Annotated in this window: 23 protein-coding genes and 2 pseudogenes; 12 read left to right on the top strand and 13 right to left on the bottom strand. The window is 54.5% G+C overall.

Annotated elements, in window-relative coordinates; genetic code table 11:
• Positions 1-86 precede the first annotated feature (86 nt).
• The gene (locus ACWHYZ_RS21400) at positions 87-911 is read right to left on the bottom strand and encodes a formylglycine-generating enzyme family protein (RefSeq protein WP_447984689.1); all 825 of its coding nucleotides are present in this window, start codon (positions 909-911) and stop codon (positions 87-89) included.
• Positions 912-1219: 308 nt separating this feature from the next.
• On the opposite strand from ACWHYZ_RS21400, the gene ACWHYZ_RS21395 reads away from it, so the two are divergent.
• From ACWHYZ_RS21395 to ACWHYZ_RS21375, 5 genes and pseudogenes are all read left to right on the top strand, one after another.
• The gene (locus tag ACWHYZ_RS21395; protein WP_447984688.1) at positions 1220-1813 is read left to right on the top strand and encodes a hypothetical protein; all 594 of its coding nucleotides are present in this window, start codon (positions 1220-1222) and stop codon (positions 1811-1813) included.
• Between the two features lie 664 nt (positions 1814-2477).
• Entirely contained in the window at positions 2478-3092 is a 615-nt protein-coding gene (locus tag ACWHYZ_RS21390; RefSeq protein ID WP_447984687.1) for a hypothetical protein, read from the top strand.
• A gap of 184 nt (positions 3093-3276) precedes the next feature.
• Positions 3277-4497: an FAD-dependent oxidoreductase gene (locus tag ACWHYZ_RS21385; protein WP_447984686.1), complete on the top strand. Its 1221-nt coding sequence runs from the start codon at positions 3277-3279 to the stop codon at positions 4495-4497.
• Positions 4498-4539: 42 nt separating this feature from the next.
• Positions 4540-4881, top strand: a pseudogene (locus tag ACWHYZ_RS21380) (magnesium-translocating P-type ATPase); the annotation flags it as partial.
• Between the two features lie 9 nt (positions 4882-4890).
• Positions 4891-5604, top strand: coding sequence for an MgtC/SapB family protein (locus ACWHYZ_RS21375; protein WP_447984685.1), 714 nt, complete (start codon positions 4891-4893; stop codon positions 5602-5604).
• Positions 5605-6065: 461 nt separating this feature from the next.
• Here ACWHYZ_RS21375 and ACWHYZ_RS21370 read toward each other — a convergent pair whose 3' ends face one another.
• Complete coding sequence (locus tag ACWHYZ_RS21370) at positions 6066-6494, bottom strand: VOC family protein (RefSeq protein ID WP_447984684.1); 429 nt, start codon at positions 6492-6494, stop codon at positions 6066-6068.
• A gap of 577 nt (positions 6495-7071) precedes the next feature.
• Here ACWHYZ_RS21370 and ACWHYZ_RS21365 point away from each other — a divergent pair.
• Complete coding sequence (locus tag ACWHYZ_RS21365; RefSeq protein ID WP_447984683.1) at positions 7072-8721, top strand: FAD-dependent oxidoreductase; 1650 nt, start codon at positions 7072-7074, stop codon at positions 8719-8721.
• 223 nt (positions 8722-8944) lie between these two features.
• Here ACWHYZ_RS21365 and ACWHYZ_RS21360 read toward each other — a convergent pair whose 3' ends face one another.
• The gene (locus ACWHYZ_RS21360; protein WP_447984682.1) at positions 8945-9493 is read right to left on the bottom strand and encodes a hypothetical protein; all 549 of its coding nucleotides are present in this window, start codon (positions 9491-9493) and stop codon (positions 8945-8947) included.
• 181 nt (positions 9494-9674) lie between these two features.
• Positions 9675-10064 (bottom strand): hypothetical protein, encoded by a 390-nt coding sequence (locus ACWHYZ_RS21355; protein WP_447984681.1) that lies wholly within the window; start codon positions 10062-10064, stop codon positions 9675-9677.
• Between the two features lie 530 nt (positions 10065-10594).
• Here ACWHYZ_RS21355 and ACWHYZ_RS21350 point away from each other — a divergent pair.
• The 3 genes from ACWHYZ_RS21350 to ACWHYZ_RS21340 all read left to right on the top strand — a co-directional run bounded on the left by ACWHYZ_RS21350 (position 10595) and on the right by ACWHYZ_RS21340 (position 13595).
• Positions 10595-12064: a hypothetical protein gene (locus ACWHYZ_RS21350; RefSeq protein ID WP_447984680.1), complete on the top strand. Its 1470-nt coding sequence runs from the start codon at positions 10595-10597 to the stop codon at positions 12062-12064.
• A 36-nt stretch (positions 12065-12100) separates the two neighbouring features.
• Positions 12101-13072, top strand: coding sequence for a restriction endonuclease (locus ACWHYZ_RS21345; RefSeq protein WP_447984679.1), 972 nt, complete (start codon positions 12101-12103; stop codon positions 13070-13072).
• Positions 13073-13253: 181 nt separating this feature from the next.
• Positions 13254-13595: a hypothetical protein gene (locus tag ACWHYZ_RS21340; protein WP_447984678.1), complete on the top strand. Its 342-nt coding sequence runs from the start codon at positions 13254-13256 to the stop codon at positions 13593-13595.
• 212 nt (positions 13596-13807) lie between these two features.
• On the opposite strand, the gene ACWHYZ_RS21335 is transcribed toward ACWHYZ_RS21340, so the two are convergent.
• Positions 13808-14854 (bottom strand): IS110 family transposase, encoded by a 1047-nt coding sequence (locus ACWHYZ_RS21335; RefSeq protein ID WP_447982971.1) that lies wholly within the window; start codon positions 14852-14854, stop codon positions 13808-13810.
• A gap of 136 nt (positions 14855-14990) precedes the next feature.
• Between ACWHYZ_RS21335 and ACWHYZ_RS21330 the strand changes: the two genes are divergently transcribed.
• Both ACWHYZ_RS21330 and ACWHYZ_RS21325 read left to right on the top strand, forming a co-directional pair.
• Positions 14991-16025, top strand: a complete 1035-nt coding sequence (locus ACWHYZ_RS21330; protein ID WP_447982970.1) for an IS481 family transposase — start codon at positions 14991-14993, stop codon at positions 16023-16025.
• A 228-nt stretch (positions 16026-16253) separates the two neighbouring features.
• The gene (locus ACWHYZ_RS21325) at positions 16254-17159 is read left to right on the top strand and encodes a hypothetical protein (protein WP_447984677.1); all 906 of its coding nucleotides are present in this window, start codon (positions 16254-16256) and stop codon (positions 17157-17159) included.
• Positions 17160-17482: 323 nt separating this feature from the next.
• Here the strand turns inward: ACWHYZ_RS21325 and ACWHYZ_RS21320 are convergent.
• Together ACWHYZ_RS21320 and ACWHYZ_RS21315 are read right to left on the bottom strand one after the other, a co-directional pair.
• Positions 17483-17607 (bottom strand): annotated as a pseudogene (locus ACWHYZ_RS21320) (short-chain dehydrogenase); the annotation flags it as partial.
• A 22-nt stretch (positions 17608-17629) separates the two neighbouring features.
• A complete protein-coding gene (locus tag ACWHYZ_RS21315) occupies positions 17630-18025 on the bottom strand; it encodes a DUF3597 domain-containing protein (protein ID WP_447984676.1) in 396 nt (131 codons plus the stop codon).
• 323 nt (positions 18026-18348) lie between these two features.
• Between ACWHYZ_RS21315 and ACWHYZ_RS21310 the strand changes: the two genes are divergently transcribed.
• Positions 18349-18990, top strand: a complete 642-nt coding sequence (locus tag ACWHYZ_RS21310) for an NADPH-dependent F420 reductase (RefSeq protein WP_447984675.1) — start codon at positions 18349-18351, stop codon at positions 18988-18990.
• An 841-nt stretch (positions 18991-19831) separates the two neighbouring features.
• Here ACWHYZ_RS21310 and ACWHYZ_RS21305 read toward each other — a convergent pair.
• The 6 genes from ACWHYZ_RS21305 to ACWHYZ_RS21280 all read right to left on the bottom strand — a co-directional run bounded on the left by ACWHYZ_RS21305 (position 19832) and on the right by ACWHYZ_RS21280 (position 24217).
• Entirely contained in the window at positions 19832-20539 is a 708-nt protein-coding gene (locus tag ACWHYZ_RS21305; protein WP_447984674.1) for a response regulator, read from the bottom strand.
• Between the two features lie 332 nt (positions 20540-20871).
• A complete protein-coding gene (locus ACWHYZ_RS21300) occupies positions 20872-21879 on the bottom strand; it encodes a nucleoside hydrolase (protein ID WP_447984673.1) in 1008 nt (335 codons plus the stop codon).
• Positions 21876-22889, bottom strand: a complete 1014-nt coding sequence (locus ACWHYZ_RS21295) for a phosphotransferase (RefSeq protein WP_447984672.1) — start codon at positions 22887-22889, stop codon at positions 21876-21878. The genes ACWHYZ_RS21300 and ACWHYZ_RS21295 overlap by 4 nt, the downstream gene beginning before the upstream one ends.
• Before the next feature lie 58 nt (positions 22890-22947).
• Positions 22948-23241 (bottom strand): hypothetical protein, encoded by a 294-nt coding sequence (locus tag ACWHYZ_RS21290; RefSeq protein WP_447984671.1) that lies wholly within the window; start codon positions 23239-23241, stop codon positions 22948-22950.
• A gap of 116 nt (positions 23242-23357) precedes the next feature.
• Positions 23358-23579: a hypothetical protein gene (locus tag ACWHYZ_RS21285; RefSeq protein WP_447984670.1), complete on the bottom strand. Its 222-nt coding sequence runs from the start codon at positions 23577-23579 to the stop codon at positions 23358-23360.
• Positions 23573-24217 (bottom strand): hypothetical protein, encoded by a 645-nt coding sequence (locus ACWHYZ_RS21280; RefSeq protein WP_447984669.1) that lies wholly within the window; start codon positions 24215-24217, stop codon positions 23573-23575. Before ACWHYZ_RS21280 ends, ACWHYZ_RS21285 begins: the two co-directional genes overlap by 7 nt.
• Positions 24218-24276: the final 59 nt, after the last annotated feature.

The raw sequence follows: 24276 nt of genomic DNA, 5'->3' as shown, positions 1-24276 counted from the left end.
CCTTGATGTAATGATGTCGTCGATTCTCCAAACCCTGTCCGGTCTTGGTCGCTCTGTAGGAGCCGTCCATGATTATTGGACTAGTGTTACGCCGAAACGTCACTGGCGCATCGGAAGCCGAAATCGCTGCGTTTAGCAGAGGGAATATAGGCGCTTCGATTCGCCGCACGCAAGATCGAGGCCTCACTATTCCAGGAGCCGCCCCGTAGGATGCGGAGAGGGCCGGTGGAAGGCCCCTTGGGATCTCGCGCATCATGACTCTGATAATAGTTCGCCTCGTACCGGTCTGCCACCCATTCCCAGGCATTGCCGGCTAGGTCGTGCACGCCGTACGGACTCTTCCCCGCTGCATGTCTACCCACACGAGCGAGGCTCGCATACCCCTGCCACGTCCCACCACCATATTTGGCGTGGGACGCGGTAGGCGCGGCATTGCCCCATGGATAGATGCGGCCGTCAGTTCCTCGTGCGGCCTTTTCCCATTCGGCTTCCGTCGGCAATCGCTTGTGGGCCCACCGGCAGTATGCCGACGCATCATACCAATCGACTCCGATGGCAGGCCTGTCTCTATGGTCGCCATCCATGGCCTGTGCCCATAAGAATGGCGGCTCACGGTCCTCTGCCTCGAGGAACATGGCATAGCGCGAGACCGTCACTTCATAGGTATCGATCAGGAATGCCGACAGAGAGACGCGATGCAGGGGCTTCTCATCGTCCTGCTCACCGACGTCGGTTCCCATGAGGAATTCTCCGGCTGGTACACGGACCATCGGAGCGCCATCGCGGCCCACCACTTCCGTACTAGTCGAAGCGGCGGCCGTGAGAATCGGTATGGCGATCAAGAGCATCAGGGCCCGAGTGAGAGTGGATCGTAACGGAGCTTGTCTGCCGAATGACCGTAGGGAACGCATGATGAGTGCACCAGGGACGGTTACCCTGTCAGTATGATAAACCTTATGATGCACTGAGTCACGGCCGCTGGTTTCTGACGAGCGGGTATTTCGGTCGACAAGGACAATGATGTGTAGTCCCTGTGAAAATTCGTGTAGCCGTGCTCACTGAACACGACCGATTGCAAAGATGTTCCATAGAGCAAAGATGTTCCATAGAGAAGGGACTGCGGGACACCGACTTTCTAGGGATCAGTACGTCCGTGCATGGCTGATTGCTCGGAGTCTGGTTCTGTTCTAGCCTCTGCCTAAAGAAGTAAGGCTGAGGGATGGAACCTCGACGGCTGGGACAACTCCTGCCTTGCCTGGTCATAACCTTGCCACTGATGGCCTGCCAGGTTCGTTCCGTTATACCGACAAGTCAGGTCTGGAGCAGCGCCCCCCATACCGTATCGATTCCCGCTCATGTGCAATACCTTGCCGTATTCCACCCGAATGTATCGGTCCGATCCATAGTCGATGGCTACCTCCGACTTGAAGGGATTGTCTTTCGCCTCCGGGACATCCGCCCTGCGCTGCATATTCTGGAGCGGCAGCAACTCGATCACCTGCTACTCGTTCAGCAACAGGAACTACGTGCCGGTCTGATCGAAGAGCGCGCATTACGAGTCGCGCGGCTGCTCGGTCTGGACGCGTTATTGTTCTTCGAGATCCATTCATACCGCAATGATCCCGAGGCGGCGCAGATCACGATCACAAGTAAGCTCGTGAACCTCGAGAGCGGGGAAGTATTATTTCAATCAGTGGTCCTGAGTCGTGCCGGCCGAACTCCTGGAACTCTGGAACGCTGGGCCACCCAGCTGGCCCTGGATCAAGCCATCGCGCAAACGGCGAGTGATCTTCAGCATGCTTTCCTGCCTTAGTCATCGCAGAAGATTCACGCTAGTAGATACATTTGATGCCATGTTGGCATGTCAGGAAAGTTGACGGCGAAGCAGCAACCGATCTGCGCACGCGGACCAGGCCCTCCCTCTATATTCATATTGAAAACCATGGAAAATCGTTGATTAGAGCAAGCGCATTTGCAATCGTACAGTACTGCTTAATACGCATGCTGTCTTGACACCTTCTCGGCGTCCTCTTGTCCATCTCTTTGATTTCCATGATCATGGAAAGGTTTCACGGGGCTGGTACTAATTCTGCAACCAGCCAAAGGATCGATGTTCAACTTTGCCTGCACCGCGATCACAATCATGGAGGAAGGCTATGATTGCTGGTGAGCGTATTCGCATTCGGTTAAGAACCGTATGGGTCCCAGGGGCTCTACGATCCTTAGCGACTGCCATCGGACTTGCCCTTGTCAGCATGCCCTCTCTTGTGTTCGCTGATCGAATTGCTGTCACCATCGACGGTCCGGGGGTCTCTGGAGTCACCGTTATCGATCCCCTCAGGCCGCAAAACAGCATCGACATATTTGCAAACAGGGCCGGATACCCTCCGACGTCGCTTCCCATTGGCACAGGGACAACGGATTCGACCGGCAGGGCATCGTTTGCTCCAAGCGCTCCGCTGACCCATGCAGACAGTTTGTCTATCCTGATTGGTTCATCATTGACGCAGCATTTCAATATTGTCGCGACGCCTGGGACAAGCCACTACCAAAGCAATGAAGAGCAGCTCGGGGGTTTTTCATTTTTAAGAAATACGGCCGCTTTACCATTTACGGTGAGGCCCTTCGTCTTTACCGATGCTGGAAATGTCTACGCGCAGTTCAGTATCACGAATACTTCCACTCAATTTGGCTATGACTTGACCGCTCTGAAGTTATACACCGACGTCAGCGGCGCCTTTTTTCATGACACCACGTTTAATTTGCCAGCGGCCATTGCTACGGGCACGTTGGCACATGATTACATCGCAGAAAATGGCGGAAGCCTCGCAATACCCGTGGCGGGACAAGGCGTGAGCTCGCAGATAGTGTTTTCGGCTCCGTACAGCAGCAGAAGCGGCTACGAGCTACTGATCGGCACCGCCAGGCCAATATTCCCCGACGGCACATTTGGAGCGCCACAAGACTTTTCGATTACGGCCGTACCAGAGCCAACAAGCGCCATGCTAGTGGGCAGCGGGGTTCTCGTTCTAGTTGCCTCGTTGTCGTTGAGAATGAGAAGGACACGCAAACTTGCCTTGAATCGGCGATGATAAAAGGGTCCGTCGCCTGCTGCTTTGACTGCCTCGCGGCGACGTCGGGGTCTTCAGAAATGAAAAGCTTCCTGCAACTATGTCGCGCCGTGTAGCGAGCCTTCTCCCAGGACTTCTTGTAGAGTGCCTCAGCAAAGAGTAGCCTTCCTCTTGGTCGTTCTTCCTCCTCCAAGTGGAGGTCCATGTGACTGTGAAGACGGTGTCGGTGCCTTGCTGCATCGCGGGCGGCGGTCCGGCCGGCATGATGCTGGGATTGCTGTTGGCTCGCGCCGGCGTCGACGTGCTGGTCTTGGAGAAACATGCCGACTTCCTCCGCGACTTCCGCGGAGACACGATTCACCCGTCCACGCTGGAGCTGATGCATGAACTGGGGCTGCTGGAGCGATTGCTGAGGTTGCCGCACCAGAAAGTGACACGGATCAAGGGGCAGTTCGGCGATCTGGCACTGACGGTGGCGGACTTCACACACTTGCGGACGCGGTGCCGCTTCATCGCCTTCATGCCGCAGTGGGATTTTCTCAACTTTCTCGCCGAGGAGGGTGCGCGGTATCCCACCTTTCAGTTGCGGATGCGGGCTGAGGTTACCGACCTCATCGAAGGCGCGGGCTCCATCGTAGGATTGCGGGCGCAGACGGCGGACGGCCCGTTGGAGATACGCGCGAGCCTGGTCGTGGGGGCGGATGGACGGCATTCGGTCGTCCGGGCACGGGCCGGCTTGCCCGTGGAGGAGTTCGGCGCGCCGATGGACGTGCTGTGGTTCCGGCTCCCGCGGCGATCTGGCGATCCGGAAGATCCCATAGGCCGTTTTGACATCGGCCGGATCTTCATCATGCTGAACCGGGGCGAGTACTGGCAGTGTGGGTTCGTCATTCCGAAGGGCTCCCGGGAGCAACTTCATGCACGAGGGCTGCCGGCCTTCCGCGAGGGCGTGGCGCATCTCGCGCCGTTTGTGGCCGATCGTGTTGGGGAACTCCAAGACTGGGAGGCGATCAAATTGCTCACCGTTCAGGTGGATCGATTGCGCCGCTGGTATCTGCCGGGCTTCCTCTGTCTCGGTGATGCGGCGCATGCCATGTCGCCGGTCGGCGGCGTCGGCATCAATCTCGCTATTCAAGACGCGGTGGCTGCGGCAAATCTGTTGGCCGCGCCGCTGCGCGCGGGTCGGCCCACGACTGAGGACTTGCGCCGGGTCCAGGAACGGCGCGAATGGCCGACTCGTGTGACGCAACGCGCGCAGCTCTTCATTCAGGATCGCGTCATCAAGCGCGTGCTTCGCGCTACGGAGAGGTTTTCACCGCCACTTCCCATTCGGCTCCTCGCGCGATGTCCACTTCTCACACGCATCCCGGCTCGCCTGATCGGGCTCGGAGTCCGACCCGAGCACGTGAATACGCGCAGCGCATAGACCCACCCTGGTCAGCGCGTTCCTTTGCCCCCTCGCAGTTGTGCTATGATGTGGCTTCTGTTTCACGCCAACACGGTGCAGACCCAAAGCTGGTTTCAGTTGGGTCGGGTTCTCATCGGGCTCTTAACCCAGACGCTGATCGTGCACATGATTCGGACGCCAAACGTCCGTTGATCCAAAGCCGCTCGGCCATGCCTTGATCGCCATGCCGATCGCCATCATGACGTGGGGGTATTCCTCCCGATGGACCATAGGCTGGGTACTTTAAGCTGCAACCATTGCCGGCCGCTCTATTTTGTCTGCCTGCCAGTGATTCTTGTGGGCTACATGAGTCTCACGCAGGCGATCAAAGACTTCTCCATCCGGCGCTTTGGCTGGCAGTAAGGACCGCGCATGGAAGCCATCCAAAACATCAATCTGACATCCTTATTGGACACGCTGCTCAGTATCGCCACGGCTTTTGTCTTAGGCGGACTGATCGGATTGGAACGCCAATATCGGCAGCGCACGGCAGGCCTGCGCACAAATGTGCTTGTGGCTGTGGGCGCAGCGGTGTTCGTCGATACGGCGAACCGGCTGCACGGCCACGATGGTGCCGTTCATGTGATGGCCTATGTGGTGTCCGGCATCGGCTTTCTCGGGGCTGGTGTCATCATGCGGGAGGGAGGGAATGTCCGCGGTCTCAATACGGCTGCCACGCTGTGGGGTTCAGCGGCAATTGGCGCCTGTGCGGGGGCCGATCTGATACTGGAGGCTGCCGCAGGCACAGGCTTTGTGCTCGCGGCCAATACGTTCTTGCGCCCCATCGTTCATGCAATCAACCGCGAGCCGTTGGATACGTCGGTCGAAGTTACGAACGTGGTTTACGTGATTGCTCACTACGAGCGTCAGAAGGAAGCCTTGGCGCTGCTGGAAGCAGAACTCAAGCGAAGCAACCATCCGATGGAGAACCTCCATGTCCATGCGTTCGGTCACGAAGAAGTTGAAATGGAAGCGACTCTAGCCGCGACGTCAGTCGATCGTGAGGAGTTGGATGCCGTCGTGAGGCGGCTTGCCGCGTCACCATTGATTAGCCAAGCGTTTTGGAGCCCGCGCACACATGATTAAGCTGCTAAGAAAATGGGACGGCCTATGCCTGCGAGCTGTATCCTAAAAGGAATCAGCCTTATCGTGAAGATTACTCCTTAACTGATCGAGGGACCTATCCAATGGCTAGCACAGCGGTGGAAGAGATAAATAGCCTCAAAGGGACTCCTATGGATACCGTCCCAGTCCAAAAGCAGTACCCAAAATTGGAAACGTCCGGGCTTTTCCTTGATGTCTGGTGTCTCGCCCCGCATATCGGCTTATAGTGCTCACTCCTCCTCTTCAATTGCGACTCCGACTCGTCCAGTGACTCGTCACATAGCTCGTCCTCGTACGGGGGAGAGAGGTGGCTCCGCTTGTTTGGACAGGTTGCTCTTCGGGATAAATGGATCTGCCTGAGCGGTTGATAACGATGGCCTCCTGCTCTGCGTCTTTCGTCAATGGTCTTCGAGTTCGGTCTGCCGCCGCATTTGCGTCATGCATTATGTGTCTTTCCGCATCGAAGGAGTGAAAGTGATGCCGACCAGTAATCCTTCGGGAGAGAGGAGACGAGTGACAGTTTGGCCCCAGGGCTCTTTCTTGTTCTTGACAAGAACTCGATATCCCTGCGATTCGAGATCTGCCGTTGCGTTTTCTACGTGATCAACGTCGAACTCCAGCCATGCTTGTGGGACAGGAATGTCTGCAGGCCATGAATCGTTACCAAAACACGAATGCGCCGCTTGGGAAAGAGGCCACAAGGCGAAAGTTTTTGCGCCCCGAAGAGCTTCGGTATGAAGATACCCACCACTCTCCTCTGTGAAAGGAATGCCGAGGGCTTCGCTGTAGAGTTTGCGACTTGTGGCCGTCTCGCGAACAATTGGACCAAAACCTGCGATGAACAGAACCTTTATCTTTCTCTCAACTTTCATGGTTCGGTACTCCCCGAATATCCCGTGATGAAGCCTTTGGCGGTCATTGTAATCTACGCCACAATCGGTGTCTCGACGGCCCGTTCGCCGAAGTACACCTCCCCCTGTTCAAAAATCCGGTGCGACCTCTAAGGGCGTTGATCCGCCTCTCTCGAATGCACTGAAATTAGGACGGAGTCCAATCTGTCAAAATAGGACCGTGCATTTCACATTAGGACAGGCAATGGTCTTTCTTTTTTTCATCACTTACAAATTCTTTAACTTTAGAATCCCACATTCGGTGTCGTTGTAAATTGGTATTTGTGGTTAGTCGATGCGCCAGTTGCGGACCGCCGACGGCGCTTGCTAGTTCTGCTTGGGAGGAACAAAGGGGTGGACCTCTTTTATTTGCATGACGCAATGGTCAGCCGGTTGGCAAACCAGCCCGATACAAGAGGCAAGGATTGACCTCTGTCGAGGCACCGGTTGTATTATCATGCATGCAGACCCAACACTGATGGATTAGAATCACATGGATATTTGGCGAAGAGGTGTCGACGATGTGCTCACCGTAGCAATGTTATGAAAGGGGATAGCTATGGCGGACCATGATCTTCAATCCATTGCTTTTCCGACGCTCGACGACGATCAAATTGCCCAACTGAGCCGGTGTACTTCGACCACCGTGCAATCGTACCGGAATGGAGAAACACTCTTCGCGGTCGGCCAACGAGATTTCAAATTTCATGTCATCAAGTCGGGCGAGGTCGAGATCGTCGATTACTCCGGCGACGTACCAAAGACAGTCACGGTCCATCGCCCGGGCGGATTCACCGGCGATATTTCGCACCTGACCGGCAATCCATCCGTGGTCAGTGGGGTGGCGCGAGGCGATGTTCAGGTGTACGAAATCTCAGGGGATGTGCTCAGGCGGGTCTTGAACCAGTGCCCCGCTCTCAGCGACATCATCCTCCAAGCGTTCATCGCGCGCCGACAACTGCTGCGCAAGTCTCCGGACTTTACCGGCCTACGGGTCATCGGCTCTCGGTACTCTCCGGACACCTTCCGGGTCCGCGACTTCCTCGCCAAGAACCGCGTGCTCTTCACCTGGGTCGACATAGAAACCGATCCACAAGTGGATCGGCTCCTCAAGCAATTCGGCGTGACCGAAGCCGACACACCCGTCGTGGCCTGCAGCACCATGCTGCTCCTCCGGAACCCCTCGAACGGTGAACTGGCCGACCGAATCGGGATTCGCCAACCACTTGAGCAGGCGGTGTACGACCTGACCGTGGTGGGGAGCGGCCCGGCCGGACTCGCGGCCGCGGTCTACGGAGCGTCCGAAGGGCTCCGGACTCTGGTGCTCGAACGCACAGCGCCCGGAGGCCAGGCGGGGAGTAGCATGCGGATCGAGAACTATCTGGGGTTTCCGACAGGTGTAACCGGGAGTGAATTGACCGACCGCGCCATCATCCAAGCGAACAAGTTCGGTGCACGCCTCGCCATCGCCACGCCGGTAAGCGGCTTAATGTTCGACAAGACCTACCCTGTTGTGCGTCTCGAAGGAGGCGAAACAGTCACCACCAAGTGTCTGTTAATTGCGACCGGGGTCGATTACCGCAGGCTGGCTGTCGAAGGATGCGAGCAGTATGAGGGGAGGGGCGTCTACTATGCGGCCACTGTGACTGAAGCACAGCTATGCCAGGGGCAGCAGGTCGTGATGGTGGGTGGCGGTAACTCCGCCGGCCAGGCCGCGGTCTTCCTGGCCCAACACGCCGGGCAGGTGCTGCTCCTGATTCGTGGGGATAATCTGTACAAGGATATGTCGAGCTACTTGGCCAAGCGGATCGAACAGACCGGCAACATCAAGGTGTTCTACAATGCGACGATTCAGCGCATGCGCGGCGACGGCCACCTGAACGCGGTCGACATTCTCGACAGCAAGACGGGACAGGAGCGGACTGTCGAGACACCGGCGGTGTTCAGTTTCATCGGTGCCGTGCCGCGGACCGACTGGCTGCCCTCGGAGATCGAGAGGGACGCCCAGGGATTCATCCGGACCGGGGCAGCGCTGGCGCAGTCTTCTCACTGGAGCGGGCACCGGCAGCCATTCTTACTCGAGACAAGCCGCGCCGGCGTATTCGCGGCCGGAGACGTGCGGTCCGATTCTGTCAAGCGCGTCGCGTCGGCGGTCGGCGAAGGCGCAATGGCGGTCCGATTCGTGCACGAATATCTCAAGGAGATGTGATGTCGAACCGGCGCTTGGGTTATCCGTACGGCGCATTCGATCAACGGTCTAAAGGCGAACTGAGGAACGAAATCACGATCCGCTACGAAGAAAGTGCTTTTTGTCGCCTATCCCGTGACCGGGCTGGCCGTGAAGAGTAACGATGCGCGACCCTTAGCGGGTCCATGTCCCGTGCCGTTTCCATGACACTCGCAGGCGCGCTGTCCACGTCTGATCGAGTTGTTTACTGAGTGGGCCGTAGAGCGGCAGGCTGTTTCTGCTCCGATGTACTTTTCAGTGCGTTAAAAAACTGCTGATAGAACTGCGGCTCGCGGACCGTATCGCGGTTCACCACAACGGTCGTGTAGTCCGTGCCATAGGGGATCAGTGGAACGAGCCAGAGCAGCTTCCACCAGCGATACTCTTTTTTGTGGAGTTCGGTCGTTTGGTTGGCTGCGACGATCACGCGCGTGATTTGCTCGGCCTGTGGCACCAGGGTAATGGTGGACGTGACCGAATACGACAAATCGGTATCCTGCTGGTCACGGATCTCTCTATTTGCCAGAATGATATGACTCTTAGTATCGGCCTGCTGAATGAGAAAGCCTTGTTGCGAGAGGACCTCCAGCGTGGACCCCCAGGCGATATCCAGAGCAACCGGAACGGCGCCTGAACTACCTGGGACCTGATGCGAAGACGAGAAGGCATCATGGTAGGAGGGCGGAGAGGAACAACTCGTACACAGTAGAACCACAAGCAACAGGCAATTCCGCTGAAATCCGTGATGCTGCATATCTGCCCTCCATATCGGCATCGGTTATCAATAACCGCGAACCATTTTGGGCCAGATAGCTTATATAGTCCACTATAATTAAGTATTAATAGGGGTCAAATACATGTATTTATTCTAAGGAGGTTGAGGCGACAATTTTAAGTTGACTGCGGACGAGTCTGAGCGACCATGCGATCCGCATTTAGGGGGAATGAAGTCGAATGGCTGTGCCCTCGATCGTTGTGCACGTGAAGGCGTAGACGAGAAAGTTGTATAAGCTCGTGGAGACCTGGACATTGAGCAGCGCATCACCACCTTTGACCTTCAAGGCTTCCTCAAGCGCATATGAGACGGTGGCCGTTCCCCAGCCGAAAGAACCCCCACCCCATGGGATCGCGAGAAGAATGAGATGCCGGCACGCTTCTCCTTGGACAGCACCCAACTCATCAAAAACCCTGCCGTTCTGAAGTAAGGCGCCCGCATCCGCCTCAAGAGAGAACCCTCGGGAAAGGATGCCCACACGTCCCTGCGATGAGCAACCACTGCCGAGCAGGATCAGTATCAGAACAATGGCTTTAACTGTCCTGTTCATTGAAGGTCGTCGCACTGCCCTCGCATCGTCACAACGACGATATAAAGCTGGCCGAGATAAAATCAAGTTCCGCGAGGAGCCCTGATAGCGAAAGTTGAATCCCGTAGGTCCATCCTGGGAGAACCTCAACCTGACATGTAGTTCTCATTCGCCCTCTCGCAAGTCCGTACGCAGGACACTGACGCCTCACCAAAAATGACGCGACTTGTTCGTCGCGTTGCGGGCCTCGCGACGCGGTTGGCGATTTTGCAATGCACCGTCATGAATGATGCGACCGACTATGAACATTCTTTGGGGCGTAGGCGTGGGTTGTAGGCTGACGAAACTGGGCGCTTGGAATCTACGATGCGGTCCAGCGGATGGTCGAAAGACTCATGAGAAAAAGCTGTCGACCCCTTCATTTTCCTCCGAAGCCTTCGAGAGACAAGACCGGACTCTCGATACTTTTCGTTTTTCTCTTGGTTCTTTGAGTCAGCTTGACACAGTGCGCCACGCCCAGTAGCCTATCCATATTTCTACTTAAGATTGTAATGGACGGTTACTTCTCAGACTACTTCGAAGTTTCCCCACAGCTGCTCCAGAAGTATGGAGCCTTCAACGTGTCTCTTCTTACTGATCTGCCATTATTCATTGATCCGTTCCTACTGTTTACTAGCACGAAGCCGACGTACCAACAGTTACATGATGACATCATTAAGTACTTAAAACTTCTAAGAGAGAAGTCGGATAGCGATCGAATCGAGCCTGGCTTACTCAAAGCTTGGTTCACCTTTCCAGAAGTCAAACAGACATGGCTTGGATTCACAGAGTCTGGAAACAGAGGTAGTGGGCTTGGTCCTCGCTTCGCCACGGCACTCCATGAGAATTTGCATAAGATTTTTAGCAATTTTGGTCAGGAACAAGTCACCAAAGGAAGTCACCTCGAAAAACTGTGCCTCATTAAAGAGAGGGTAGGCAGAGACAATATCAGTGACTTCACCACAAATCTAATCAAGGGCTTCCTATGCGAATACACCGAGGCCTTTGCCAAGAAAAACATAGATCGGAGTCTTTGCAAAACCATCACAGTTCAGAGAGTTCGCTTCAATTACGGTACGGAAACATGGATGTCTGTGCAACATGAGCTCCCATGGTTAGGCGATGACTACGTGTTGCTAACACCCTCAGACATCTTCACGAAAGACGATACTTGGATTAATAAGACTGACTTGATCGAAGAATTCGATCGGCTGCCGGCTGCCATTCCAAACGACCAACTAAGAGCGCAGATTAATAATTACTTCCAACGGATCCTTCCAAAGCACAAAGACAAACCTCCGACGAAAGAAGAAGAGAAGAAGGCTGCCGTTGAAACCATCCTTAAGTATCCTGTGCTAATAGATGTCTTTATCCGCTACAAAGAGGATCACGGCGATGAGGCCGAAAGCATTAGTAGCGAGAAAGTAGCGTACTCACAGCAACTTTACGTTGAGCAGTTTAAGCAGTTACGAAGAAGCCTCTCACTTTATACCCTGTTTTACCATCTTAGAGGCGATACTTATGATGAGGCTCATCAGAGAGTCGCCTTTCTGAAGGATGTAGTTGAGAACAAAGGGGGGCATCGCATCTTCTATGTAAATGGTCGGCCTATTGAACGTGAAGAAGATCTCCATGTGATGTACAGATTGACATGGTTTGGAACTCCCTCAAATTTAACCAGAGAAGCAAATGACGGCCGTGGTCCAGTAGACTTCAAAGTATCGAGAGGGAGTGTGGATAAGACGCTGGTTGAGTTTAAGCTTGCGAAAAATAGCCAACTGAAACGCAACTTAGAAAAGCAGACCCAGGTATATGAAAAAGCCAGCGATGCTGGTCGATCTATTAAAGTCATCGTCTACTTTTCCAAACAAGAATTTGCAAGGGTGAATCGGATACTAAAAGAAATCAAATTGGTTGGATGCAAGGACGTTGTTCTAGTAGATGCAAGAGCCGACAACAAACCCTCAGGGTCGAAGGCATAGCGATGCTGTTGTAAGGTATTAAGTGTTCCAGGGGACATGGCGGCGCTCGGCATTAGCACAGCTATCATTGGCAAGACTACTGCGTTCCAGAAATCAGAAAGGAAGTGGTCAATGGCAGTGCCAGATTTCCAGAGTTTTTTTAGACCGTTGCTTGATTTCTCAGCAGATGGGAAAGAGCATTCTATACAAGAAGCTCGAGAAGCTATCGCCAAAGCCATGGCCCTCAGTGAATCAGATATGAAGGAACTGTTGCCGAGCGGGATTCAAACGAAGTTCGATAATCGCGTTGCCTGGGCAAAAAGCTACTTCGTGCAGGCAAAGATCCTCGAATCTTCACGCCGCGGTTACTTCCATATTACACAGCGCGGGTTGGATTTTCATAAAGTAGGGCATAAACGCATCGACAAAAAAATCCTTAATCAGTACCCGGAATTCGTTGAGTTCAGTAAAGCAAGACTGCCGAAGGAAGATGAACAGGAATTGCCGGGTGAAACTCCAGAGGAAACACTACAAAAGTCATATGAAAGCATTCGTAGTGATCTTGCTGGCCAGGTTGTTCAGCGGATTGGCAGTAATTCTCCTCAATTCTTTGAACGGCTTGTTGTCGATCTAATGGTAGCTATGGGCTACGGTGGATCACGTGCAGATGCTGGCAAGTCAATCGGTGGAAGTGGGGATGAGGGAATTGACGGCATTATAAAAGAAGACAAACTCGGACTTGATCTTGTGTATCTTCAAGCCAAACGTTGGGAGGGCACAGTCGGAAGACCCGACGTCCAGAAATTCGTCGGCGCGCTGCACGGCAAAAGAGCCAAGAAGGGAGTCTTCATAACAACTGGAAAGTTTTCAGATGATGCCAAAAGATATGTCGAGACCATAGATCCCAAGGTTATTTTGATCGATGGACGGTTGCTTGCCGAGTTGATGATAGATCACTGTCTGGGAACGACCACGACTGCCACCTACCAACTCAAGCGCATTGACTCCGACTACTTCACAGAAGAATAGGCGCAGGAGCTTCTAGGCTGTGAAACAAGAAAACTTTGAGAACAAGAGAAGGATCCGATCCCTTGTTTCGAGCCTTATGACTTGCATCCAAGGCTTCGTCCGCCTCCGGAAGATCTGAGCGTATTCAAGGCGCGCCATAACATGAGTAGGTAAAACTGATTGGTACAAAGTGAGGTGCATCTTGGCTGATGAACATAGTCCCGTACCAAATGCAATGGGCAGCGATAAATCCGAAGAGTCTTCTCCTACCCCATCTCGTGCCCAAATTGCAGAAGAACTTTCGAAATTCATTCAGCGGATCGAAAGTTTAAGAATATCTGTCAATCCTACAATTGGCACAATGCAAAAAGCGCGGAAGCGAGCGAGGGCAGATTTTCTTGAGTTCTTGCACAGGCACGCCACGCTAAAGGGAAGTAAAGAGAAGGACGGTAAGATGGTCGCTACTTTTGTAGTAAATGGAGAAGCGACACCTACAGCTGATAAACTCGAGAGAATCTACGATAACTTAACCTGTGAAAGCTAGAACTTAATCTGCTATGTCAAAGGTCAAGGTCCCTGAGAAGCCCTCCCAATCTGCTATTCGTGATCGGAACGCCGACCACAGGTCATCAATTCGAGGGATATCGATGAGAAGAAGGAGCATACTGACAGACGCCCCGTCACTGCCGACGAGGCAGATAAAGTCACGCTCCTTCCGTCCTCTGAATCCACAGTTGGCTTCTCGGCGCCATGGACTTACGCAGGGTACGGCTGCCGGAGGATCACCACGCGTCTGGCGTGCAGGAGCAGACGACGGGCCACAGCGACCACAGCGCGCTTCGCACCTGTTCGTAGTTTCAATCGGTCATAAATGGATCGCATCCCGGGATCTTTTGTGAGAAACCGCCACGCGGCTTCTATGAGCGTCCCGCGGAGCGCATTTTTGCCGGACCGGGTAATGCGGCCCATACGGACCTTGTCCGCACTGGAGTGCTGTGAGGGCGTCAGCCCAACATACGCCGCCAATTGATCGCCGTGCCTGAATCGGTGCAGGTCGCCTAATTCTAACAGCAACTCCATCGCCGCAATGAGACCAATGCCCGGAATGGTTCGGAGCCATTGAACCTGCGATCGATAGCGGTCCGTTTCTGCGAGTGATCGGAGCAATTTGGTCTGCTTGACGATCTGACCCGTGAGGAATTCGTACTCCTCTAAGAGCCGTTGAAAACTGTCCTGCAACCACGCGGTAGAGAACCGGAGACGCTGTAAGTTCTGTAGGTAAATACGGGTCCATGGCCCTGTGGGCTCAGGAAGCTCAATGCCGTAGAATCGGAGTTCCGCTTTAATGCGATTTTGCGTGCGAACACGATCGCCAATGAGCTGGCGGCGCCGCCGAATGACCTGTCGGTGCATCCGACCCTCTTCGTCTGGTACCCAGACCTGCTTCAGCAGCCCCTTCGCTAACAGCAGGGCCAGTTTTCGGCTATCCTTCCGATCGGTTTTCACTCGATTGCCCGCCTCCTGAGGAATCAAGCTGGGCGGCGTGACGATACAGGTGGCGCCCACCGCCACCAGCCGATCGTGAAGCCAGTACCCAAAATATCCCGCCTCGTAGACGACGTGCAGCACGGCACGGCGGTAACGACTGAGGAGGGCCTGCAACGCATCCCATCGACCGGGAATCGTGCCGTGGAAGAGTTCTACCTCCGTTGTTCTGACCGTGACATGCCAATTCTTTCGGTGAAGATCAATGCCAACAAAGAGCACTTGCCCCACGTCCTGCTGCTTTTTCTTGGTCGCCATAGAAGCCTCCATCATAATGAGTAGAACGAAGACTTCCAGGAAGTACTGATCCTTCTCACTGCAGGCAATACTCTCTCCAGAGCATAGTGACTGACAGTCAGATAGAGTCCTCGCCTTCAAGAAAGGAGCGAGGACGATGACCACGGAGCAGAAGATCATCAAGACCAAGGTGGGTGTATTGGAACTGGCGAAGCAACTGGGCAACGTCTCCAAGGCCTGCCAGCTGATGGGGTATAGCCGAGATAGCTTCTACCGGTTCAAAGAACTGTACGAGACGGGCGGTGAGGCGGCGTTACAAGAGATCTCCCGGCAGAAACCGCTACTCAAGAATCGCGTCGCCCCGGAGGTGGAGCAGGCCATCGTCCAGATAGCAATTGACCAACCCGCGTGGGGCCAAGTCCGCGTCGCGAACGAACTGCGCCAGCAGGCCCTGACGATTTCACCGGCCGGCGTCCGGGGTATCTGGCTGCGGCATGACCTGGAGACCACGCGGAAACGCCTGAAGGCGTTGGAGGCCAAGGTCGCCCAAGACGGGCGGGTGCTGACGGAAGCCCAGGTGGTGGCCTTGGAGAGGGCAAAGGCGGACAAAGAAGCCCATGGGGAATTTGAGAGCGAATGTCCCGGCTACTGTGGCGCGCAAGACACGTTCTATGTCGGGACCCTCAAGGGCGTGGGCCGGATCTATCAACAGACCTTCATCGACACGTACAGCAAGGTGGGCTTTGCGAAGCTGTACGACCGCAAGACACCGGTGATGGCGGCGGAACTGCTAAATGACCGGGTCTTGCCGTTCTTTGAGCAGCACGACATTCCGCTGAATCGGGTCCTTACCGATCGCGGCACGGAGTATTGTGGCGCACCCGAACGCCATGAGTATGAACTGTACCTGGCCGTGGAGAACATCGATCATACGCGGACTAAGACCCGGCATCCTCAGACCAACGGGATCTGCGAACGGTTCCACAAGACCATGTTGAACGAGTTCTACCGTGTGGTGTTCCGGAAGAAGATCTATCGGACGCTCGACGAACTCCAGGCAGATTTGGACGTGTGGCTGCGGGAGTATAACGAACAGCGGTCCCATCAAGGCCGCTGGTGCTACGGCAAAACGCCGATGCAAACGTTTGGGGACAGTGTGCCGCTGGCGAAGGAGAAAATGTTAGCAGCCTAAACCCGGTGAGGACTTGCTGTCTGTCCGATGAAGTCTTGAGCTATACACTTAACCACTGCGCTAACCATCCTACCTCGCAGCTTCATCGTTTCGCTTATCAGCCAATATGATGCCTTTTTAGGGCGTCTTATAAAGTGCCTTTTCTACATTCAACCAGGACTACTAAATGAGTGCCAACGAAGTCTTTCCTTTGCAAATTTGGTCGAATTGAATTCATTGCAGAAGGCTATGGATTACATAGTCGAAACAGAAGTTGAATCTGTCCTTAGAACTAGCCATGCAGATCAAATTGAATGGCTTCAAGCCAAGTTTAAGATCCCCCTTACAAAAGATCTTTCTGTATGGCCTGTTTTCATCGAACTGACAGAGCGAAGAAACTTGTTCGTCCATTGTGACGGCATAGTCTCAAATCAATATCTATCTGTTTGCAATAAGCATTCTGTAGTAATGAATCAAAACATAAGTGTCGGTACATCGCTCGATGCAACCCCTGAGTATTTCGAAAAAGCTTATCTCTGTATATTTGAGATTGCAGTAAAGCTTGCCCATGTCCTATGGAGAAAGGCTAAGAAGGAGGATTTAGAAAACGCAGATGATAATTTACTCGACATAGCTTTCGATCTTCTTAAAAGAGAAGAATTTACATTGGCTGCTATTCTTCTAGACTTTGCCACCGTTACCCTAAAAAAACATTCTAGTGATGTCACCAGAAGAGCATTCGTCATAAACAGAGCTCAGGCTTATAAATGGCTTGGCCAGCAGGACCTTTGTGAACAACTTCTCAACGCAGAGGACTGGAGTGCATGTGATCCCAGGTTCCACCTCTCAGTAGCCGTGTTGCTAGATAAGGTCGAATTAGCATGCAACAGTATGAAAGCTATTGGGAAAAGCGGCAACGTAACAGCTTCCGACTATAGGGATTGGCCCCTATTTAGGGAATTGCGCAAATCACATGAATTTTTACGAACGTATGAGGAAGTTTTTGGCGAGCCGTTCGCGAAGATTGAAAAGGCTACTGAATTAAAAGGCGAAGCAGTGGCAGAAGCAGCTTGTGTTGGAGATTTGACGGAGATCAGCAAGGCCCAACCTGAGGTAAAGGCTGAGCCAATAGAAAGCCCAACAGTGGAAATCTAACAATAAGAAACAAGAAGAGCCGGAAGAAACAAGAAGAGCCGGGACCGTCCCTTTACGAATCACACGCCCCATGAACCAGTCACCGCCTCTCATCCCCGCGATCCGATACACGAGATCACGGTGGAAGCCATCGTCAGCCACCCTGCTGGTTGCACGGCATTTTAGGTGGAGATGGGGCATCGGCATCTCGGTCCCCCGCATCCTCCACGACCTCAGCGTGAAATCCAGCCTCACCTTTTTTCGGAAAATGCCTTGCGCACTTGAGAAGATCGCACTGCGCGACGATCAGCCGCTTACCATCACATGGTGGGGACAGTGCCGCCCTAAATGACGTATTCGGGGCCGGTAATGGAGGTGGCGCCCGGAGAGGCGAGAAAGGCGACGAGATCCGCTACTTCGCTCGATCGGCCGGGCGTCCGATCGGGATGCCGCCCAGCGAGTCCGTGATCCCATTGCTCCTTCTCTTTCGACTAGACTAAGAGGTCCTTCGGAATGTTGCCCCCATTCTCGGCAAGCTTCTTCAACACTGTCTTGTGCAGCCACATGTTCATTTGCGCCGAATCTCCCATTTTCTCTGGGGGACATCCGAGTTCTGTGGCCAGTTCCTTTCGTGCAGAAAGGTTGCTGTCAATTCCGAGAAGCTTAAGCAGATCGACAATCGAAACCTTCCAATTCAGCTTGTCTTTATGTTGGGCCGCCAGCCCTTCAAGCTTGGCGACGACATCGACCGCGCCGATCTCATTGGATGGCGCAGGTCCCGTAGATTTAGGGGCCGTCGGTTCTTGCGCCGGTGCGGCCTGTGGAGCAGCCTGTGCGGCGGAATCGCCAAAGCCGAGCTTCTCAAGGATTGTGCCGAAGAGACCCATGATGACCTCCCTTTCCATTGCAGATTGAAGGGTTGAATACAGCGAACGGCCCGATCCATCCTGATCCACTACGATCGGTGTTTCTGTCAGTCGTCGTTACTCGGTTCTGTTGGCTCTTGCTGGAGCGGCGGAGTTCTTACTGACGGGATTTCCTCACCTCCTGAGTCCACGCGGCAGGTGTGTTTGGCCACTACTTAGGCGCAAACCCATCTTGCCGAAAGGCAAGTTAGTTGCCATGATATCCACGATTATTCGAGACGTTGCATGCCGTCATTGTCACAAACGCACTAGGTCGACGGTGCAAGCCATGAGAGGAGACCAACATGAAAGTCGGAATCCTTGGATCAGGTGATGTGGCGAAGGCATTGGCCGGCGGGTTTCTGAAACATGGCCATGACATCATGATGGGGACGCGTACGCCTGCCAAACTGGCGGACTGGATCAGACAATACCCTGCGGGTACGACTGGCAGCTTTGTCGATGCGGCGAAGTTTGGCGAGGTGGTCGTGTTGGCGGTCAAGGGAAAGGTCGCGTCTCAGGTCTTGCGTGACGCCGGTGCCGTGAATCTGGCGGGAAAGCCCGTTATCGATGCGACGAATCCAATCACAGACGATCCACCTACAAATGGGGTCTTGCGGTTCTTCACCACTCTTGATGAGTCATTGATGGAGTGCCTCCAGCGCGAGTTTGAACGCGCACGCTTTGTGAAGGCCTTCAATTCCGTCGGTCATGCCCGAATGGTGAATCCCACGTTCAAAGGGGGTACGCCGACAATGTTCATCTGCGGCAATGACGAGGCGGCGAAGAAGACCGTGCGAGGCATTCTTGATCAGTTCGGCTGGGAAACGGCGGACATGGGGCAGATGGAGGCGGCCCGCGCGATCGAGCCGCTCTGCATGCTGCGGTGCATCCCTGGATTTCTTCGGAATGAATGGATGCATGCGTTTAAGCTGCTGACGGCATGATTGGGCAAACAAGAAAAGCCCATGGACCATGCGTGCCGTACTTAACCGGCTCGGAACGCTCTTATCGCGTCCCGAGGTTTCATTCCTGGCGGTAGTCCAGACTTCCATTCAGCGTCGCCTTTGGCCTTATACCAATAGTGATCATCCCTCTTCTTGATGGACCAATGACCGCCGTGGTGCCATATCTCAATCACAATGTCGTGAGCCATGGGTTTCCCTCGAGAATCAAAATAGAAAAGCGCCCGCTACTTGATGAGACGGGTCCGGCGACAGCCCTGTACAGCAGGACCACGGCAAACCGCTGAGGGTGGGCGCGCTTCTCAATGTCCTCCATCATTGTCCAAGGGATCGTCCGAACGGCCCCTGGCGCCTTTGATTTCATGCGGCGGCTTCGTCGTTTCTAACCCTCCGGCACCAGTGAGAGGTGCGTCTTCGACTCGTGCTGGATCATCTACATATCCCTTCCCTCCACACGTTTCGCAGATCTCGACGCGGGATGCTGACAAAGGCGGACGCCCGGTTCCTTGGCACTTCTCACAAATCATGCTGAGTCCTTTCTTCGGCTTCTTCGATGCTGGATTCGCTGACTCTGTAGGTCCCGTCACCGTCGCGGCACACTCCGCTACTCAAATTATTGTATCGCATGGAGTCTGGCCAGTGTTCCGATACTTGCTGATCTCATGCCCATCCTCTCGCGACGCTGATTATTCATCTCCCCTGTCGGGTGTACGATGAGGGTTTACAGCAGGGGTATTGCCGATGTGAGCACGATAAACATGCAGAGGATAGTCGAGTTGCGTAAGCCCGCGAGCGATGCCTCAACAGTTCGGCTTCAGGTACATTAGTCCGAAGAAGGGGCTGGTGAACCGTCAACTTCTCCGAGGACCACGGGCTGGGGATAGGCCGACTGGCGCAGGGTCCGAATCGTCACCTCCGACTGCCAAACGACCGCGCGATTCGTACGAAACGCTGCATAGCTCTGAACTCTTCCATGCCTGACCGCCGCCGTAATCAGCTTTCGCCGCACCGCGAGATCATCCCACAACCCGAGGTCCTCCGCGCGCCGGCCGAGCACATCGTTTCGGGAGTGTCCGAAGACTTTAGTAAAGCGGTGGTTCACGTCCAGTAGTCGGCCCTCGTCGACTTGGCTCACCACGAACGCATGAGAGGGAGTGTAGCGGTCCCCATTGGACACGACGCGAAGAGCCAGCGGAAGGTCTTCCGCGGCATACCCTTTTTCCACATACCCCCGCGCCCCGGCGGCCAAGACGCGCGACCTTAAGATGGCGGCTGGTGCAGAGGTTAACGCGACTACCGGAAGATCGGGTTTGTCCTGTCGGATGCGACCCAAGATGTCCTGCCAAGAAGTCCCCGGCATGTGCAAATCGAGGATGAGGACATCGATAGGGGCTTGTGCGAGCAACTGAAAGAGGTCGCTTGCAACTGTCGTACTCGCGACGACCGAGATATCCGGTGTGTCGCCTAAGAGCGCCGTCACCGCATCGATAATCAGCTGCCGATCGTCAATGATCGCAGCCCGAATGTGCATATGCTTACTCCATTTTCCTTTCGAGTCTCATGACCAGTGAATGGGGTCGCCTTCGAAGGGCGATGTCAGTCCCATTTAGTAGGTCGTCGGCGAGAGGAAAACCAGCTTCAGGAGGACATGCAGATCGTTCATAGAACTAGAGTAAGCCCGTAACATGAGAATCCAATGAAAGAGACATTAAGAATCTCTTATAATGCATGGCTACGTGCTCGTGGAATTTGACACTCAAGTGCTGTCGTGTTCTCCGTTGGGACCTTTTACTATCACCGAATCGTAAGAGGTATCTTCATGGGGCGGCCACATCGCTCTGTAGCGGCTGTATCCCGCCACGGCTATTTAGATGTAGTCAACCGCAGCAAGAGATCACGGGTAAAGACGGGAGAGACTCGATAACAGTAGGTCACGAGCTTACTAGCTTCCTGTGTGGATGTAAGCAAATACGGCTTTCTTGAGGCCTCCCCCACTCCTGAGCTCGCATCATCGTCAGGTAGATGTGCTATCTCCATGCGCAACCGATCGCATTCGAACCAGGACGGTGAGGTCACCACCCCGATGGCCAGCGTATCAAAGGGATTAAAGCCGTCGGCTCCGAAACGGTTCTGCCAGAGCGTCAGCCAATCCAGCGTAGCCTGAGCGAGCCATGCTAATGCTGGATTGGCCGCGACCATATCGGCGATATCCGGCTTCTTGATCCAGACACGAGATGAAATTTCCCACGGCGTAAGGACAACAGGCACTCTCGAGTCCAAGAGAACTTGAAACGCCTCAGGGTCCAGTTCGAAATTAAAATCCCGAAACGGCCTTTCCTGTTTCGGTCCAGCAAGAAACCGCTGTCCCGGGCGACGGCCGGCTACTGCCACGATCCGTTTGATCTTCGGCACCACCTCGGGATGTCGCATGATGACGGTAGCCACATTGGTTACCGGCCCCAGAGCGACCACGGTCATCGGTTCCCGTCTCAGGGCAGCGACCAATGCACGGGAAGCGGGCGTCTCATGCCCAAATGCTTGAGGCCCGTCAGCCCCTGAATAGACTGGAAGCTCCGGGGGGCCGAAGCGCCTGACGAGCTCTTCTGCGATCGGCAGAGCTTCATGTAGGGCGGCATTGCCAAATACAACGCTGACCCCACGGACCCGAAGTTCCGGTGAGTGAAAGGCCTGGATGAGGGCGAAGCCATCATCGACCTCATGACCGCCCGGCATAACTGACGGGTCCGTATCGATCCATACGGAGGTCTTACTTAGATCGTTCTCGGCCAAGCTCAGCACAGCGGAAAATCCAATCATCGCGAAGGCCATAGTCAGCGTGAGCGGGATATGAATGCTCCAGAGACTGATCATTGAAGGACCCAGGACTTCGACAGCGCCAATAACCGCGCTTTGTCCTGCAAGTTTTGGCGGAACGGCAATTGCGCGACACCGATGAGCCGGCGCATGATTTCCACTCCAGCAAACTGACGCATGAGGCGAACGTCCAGCGGGGTGGCGGAGTGATAGAGTGCAACGGCCTCGGCACAGAGGTGCTCTGGTTGTGCCGCGAGATACAGGTGTGCCAGGAGCACCCCCACATCGAATTCTGGGGGACCGAAAAAGCAAAATTCGGGATCGATGATCTTGATGCCTGAGGGAGCGCGCAGCCAACTGCCGGGAAAGTAGTCGCCGTGCAGCAGACAAGGGCCCTCACTGAGATACCGCTCCCCTAAACTTTTGACCGTTGCGCGATACCTGGTGTCCGAGAGCAATGTCGTCGCTGCTTGTGCTAACCCGGGCGTGATGGCATCGAGCCCAATCCCATTGTCAGGATCAAGGGGAAGCTGAAAGAGATGCTGATGATTGAGGGTACGCATCTCGGCATTCGCAAACCGGTCCCGTCTTTCCATCCCTGTGAAACTGTAGTGCAACTCAACGAGATAGGTCACTAAGTCCTGAAGCTCATGAGAGCTGAGCCGGTCGCTTTGATACAGCGTTGTCAGATCCTTGGCATCTTCCAAATCCTCCAGCATGAGAAGACGAGCATTCGCGTCGAACCCGAGCAGTCGCGGCATCTTGGCCGAAAGGACAGGCTGAGACGCGATGGTCTGATAGAACTGCGCTTCCATGCAGGCCCGGTCCCATGGGGCGGCAATATGCGGATACTTTTCGACCCAGGGCCGCGCTTGTTTGAGGATCAGCGTACGGCTTGAGGTTCGCACACGTACCGTACAGTTCATATTGCCGTCGCCTGCCCGTTCAGTTGCGACAATGCGCTCTGACTCCGCTAGCCAACCACGTCTGTGCATGTACCCGGAGAGTCCGCCGCTATCGTTAGCATCCAAGGCAAAGCCGTTTTCAAAGGGCGTCGGTGATGTCATACAAAACGCCCTAGACGTGTGTGTCGCTTTCTCGCAGGAAACACGGTCTCATGTCAGCTCACGATTTCATAGGCCGGAGTAGATACAGAATAAACATCATCAAAGTTGGTACGGGTGCGGCTATGACCGGAAGGAGCCAGGCCCATGTCGCTTTCCCCCGCATCCGTGCTTGATCCCCCATCCAAATGACGATCCACACAATCAGCCCAACATAATTGAGCGCCATCCAGCCGATCAGATAAGGAGTGAGGATGCCAATATCGCTGAGTCCTGAGATGACCAGTACAATCATGGGAATTCCACAGCCAACCAACAGTCCCCATGCCAGTTTCTTGCTCCAATGCAAATACATCTACACCTCCATGGTGTTCGACATGATACTCCACGGTCTTCTCACCTAATAGGGAGAAGAGTGTCTAGAAGTCAGGTGATGATAGGAGAGTCAGGAAGACCCAGGGTGCCTCTCGTCTATCCCCCTAACCCTTGCTTGCCGGTGTGCTGAGGGGCCATACAACTGACACGAGGATCAGGCCCCGGATCCAGACCAGCGGTGAGGTTGCCGGTCAATGGCACATCCCGCTCATAGACCGTGAACCAATATGGGTCCTTCTCGGTCAATACATATTTGTTGATCAGCATTTGATGTTGTCGCTCAGATTGAATGTGGTAGCGGACGCGCGCCTTTAACATGAGGCCGTCCACCTCGGGAGACGATAGGTAAAGGAGTACTCGCGGCTCGCCAGCGGCATCAGGCGATTGTCATACAATTCCACAATCGCCGGCTGCCACATAATCCACCGGCCCATCGTCTCCTGCTTGCTCTCCAGCGGCTGCTGATTGCGATCCTCCACCAGAAACTCGACGGTAAAATGCCGATCCGGATCGCCCGTCGGTAATTTATGGCCCGCTCCCGCATTAATGAGTGTCAGCGTGACTTGGACTTGCTCACCAGGCTTCGGTTCGGCCGGGTTCGCGCTGACTTGAATCGCCACGGCCCGCTTGACCATTTCGGGATCGTGCCCACCTCGCCAGAGATGCTGACGGCCTTGGCGGATAGGTCCGCAGGTCGCCACCGGCCGCTCGACCTCCGGCATATGGCAATTTTGGCAGATGAAGCCGCGTTCTTTCATGAAGAATTTGCCCTCGTACTCGGCATAGGTGCCACAGGGCCCGACGTTATAGAATTGCGCCGGTCCTGAGACGACATTGTGACAGCGAGACCCGAATTGCACCGTGCGGAAATTCGGATCGAATTTCGTGGGGGTGCGGGGCGGCGGAGTCTCCAAAGGGCCTGAGAATGACGCCGTCACGCACATGGCAGGCGGCACAGGTCACTCCCTCCTTCTGATATTACTTGGAGAGGGTCGAAGGGTGGTTCATCGCTGAG

Source organism: Nitrospira sp. Nam74, from assembly GCF_965152615.1.
The sequence above is the reverse complement of the archived record's forward strand: the minus strand, read 5'-3'. Positions and strand labels throughout refer to the sequence as shown.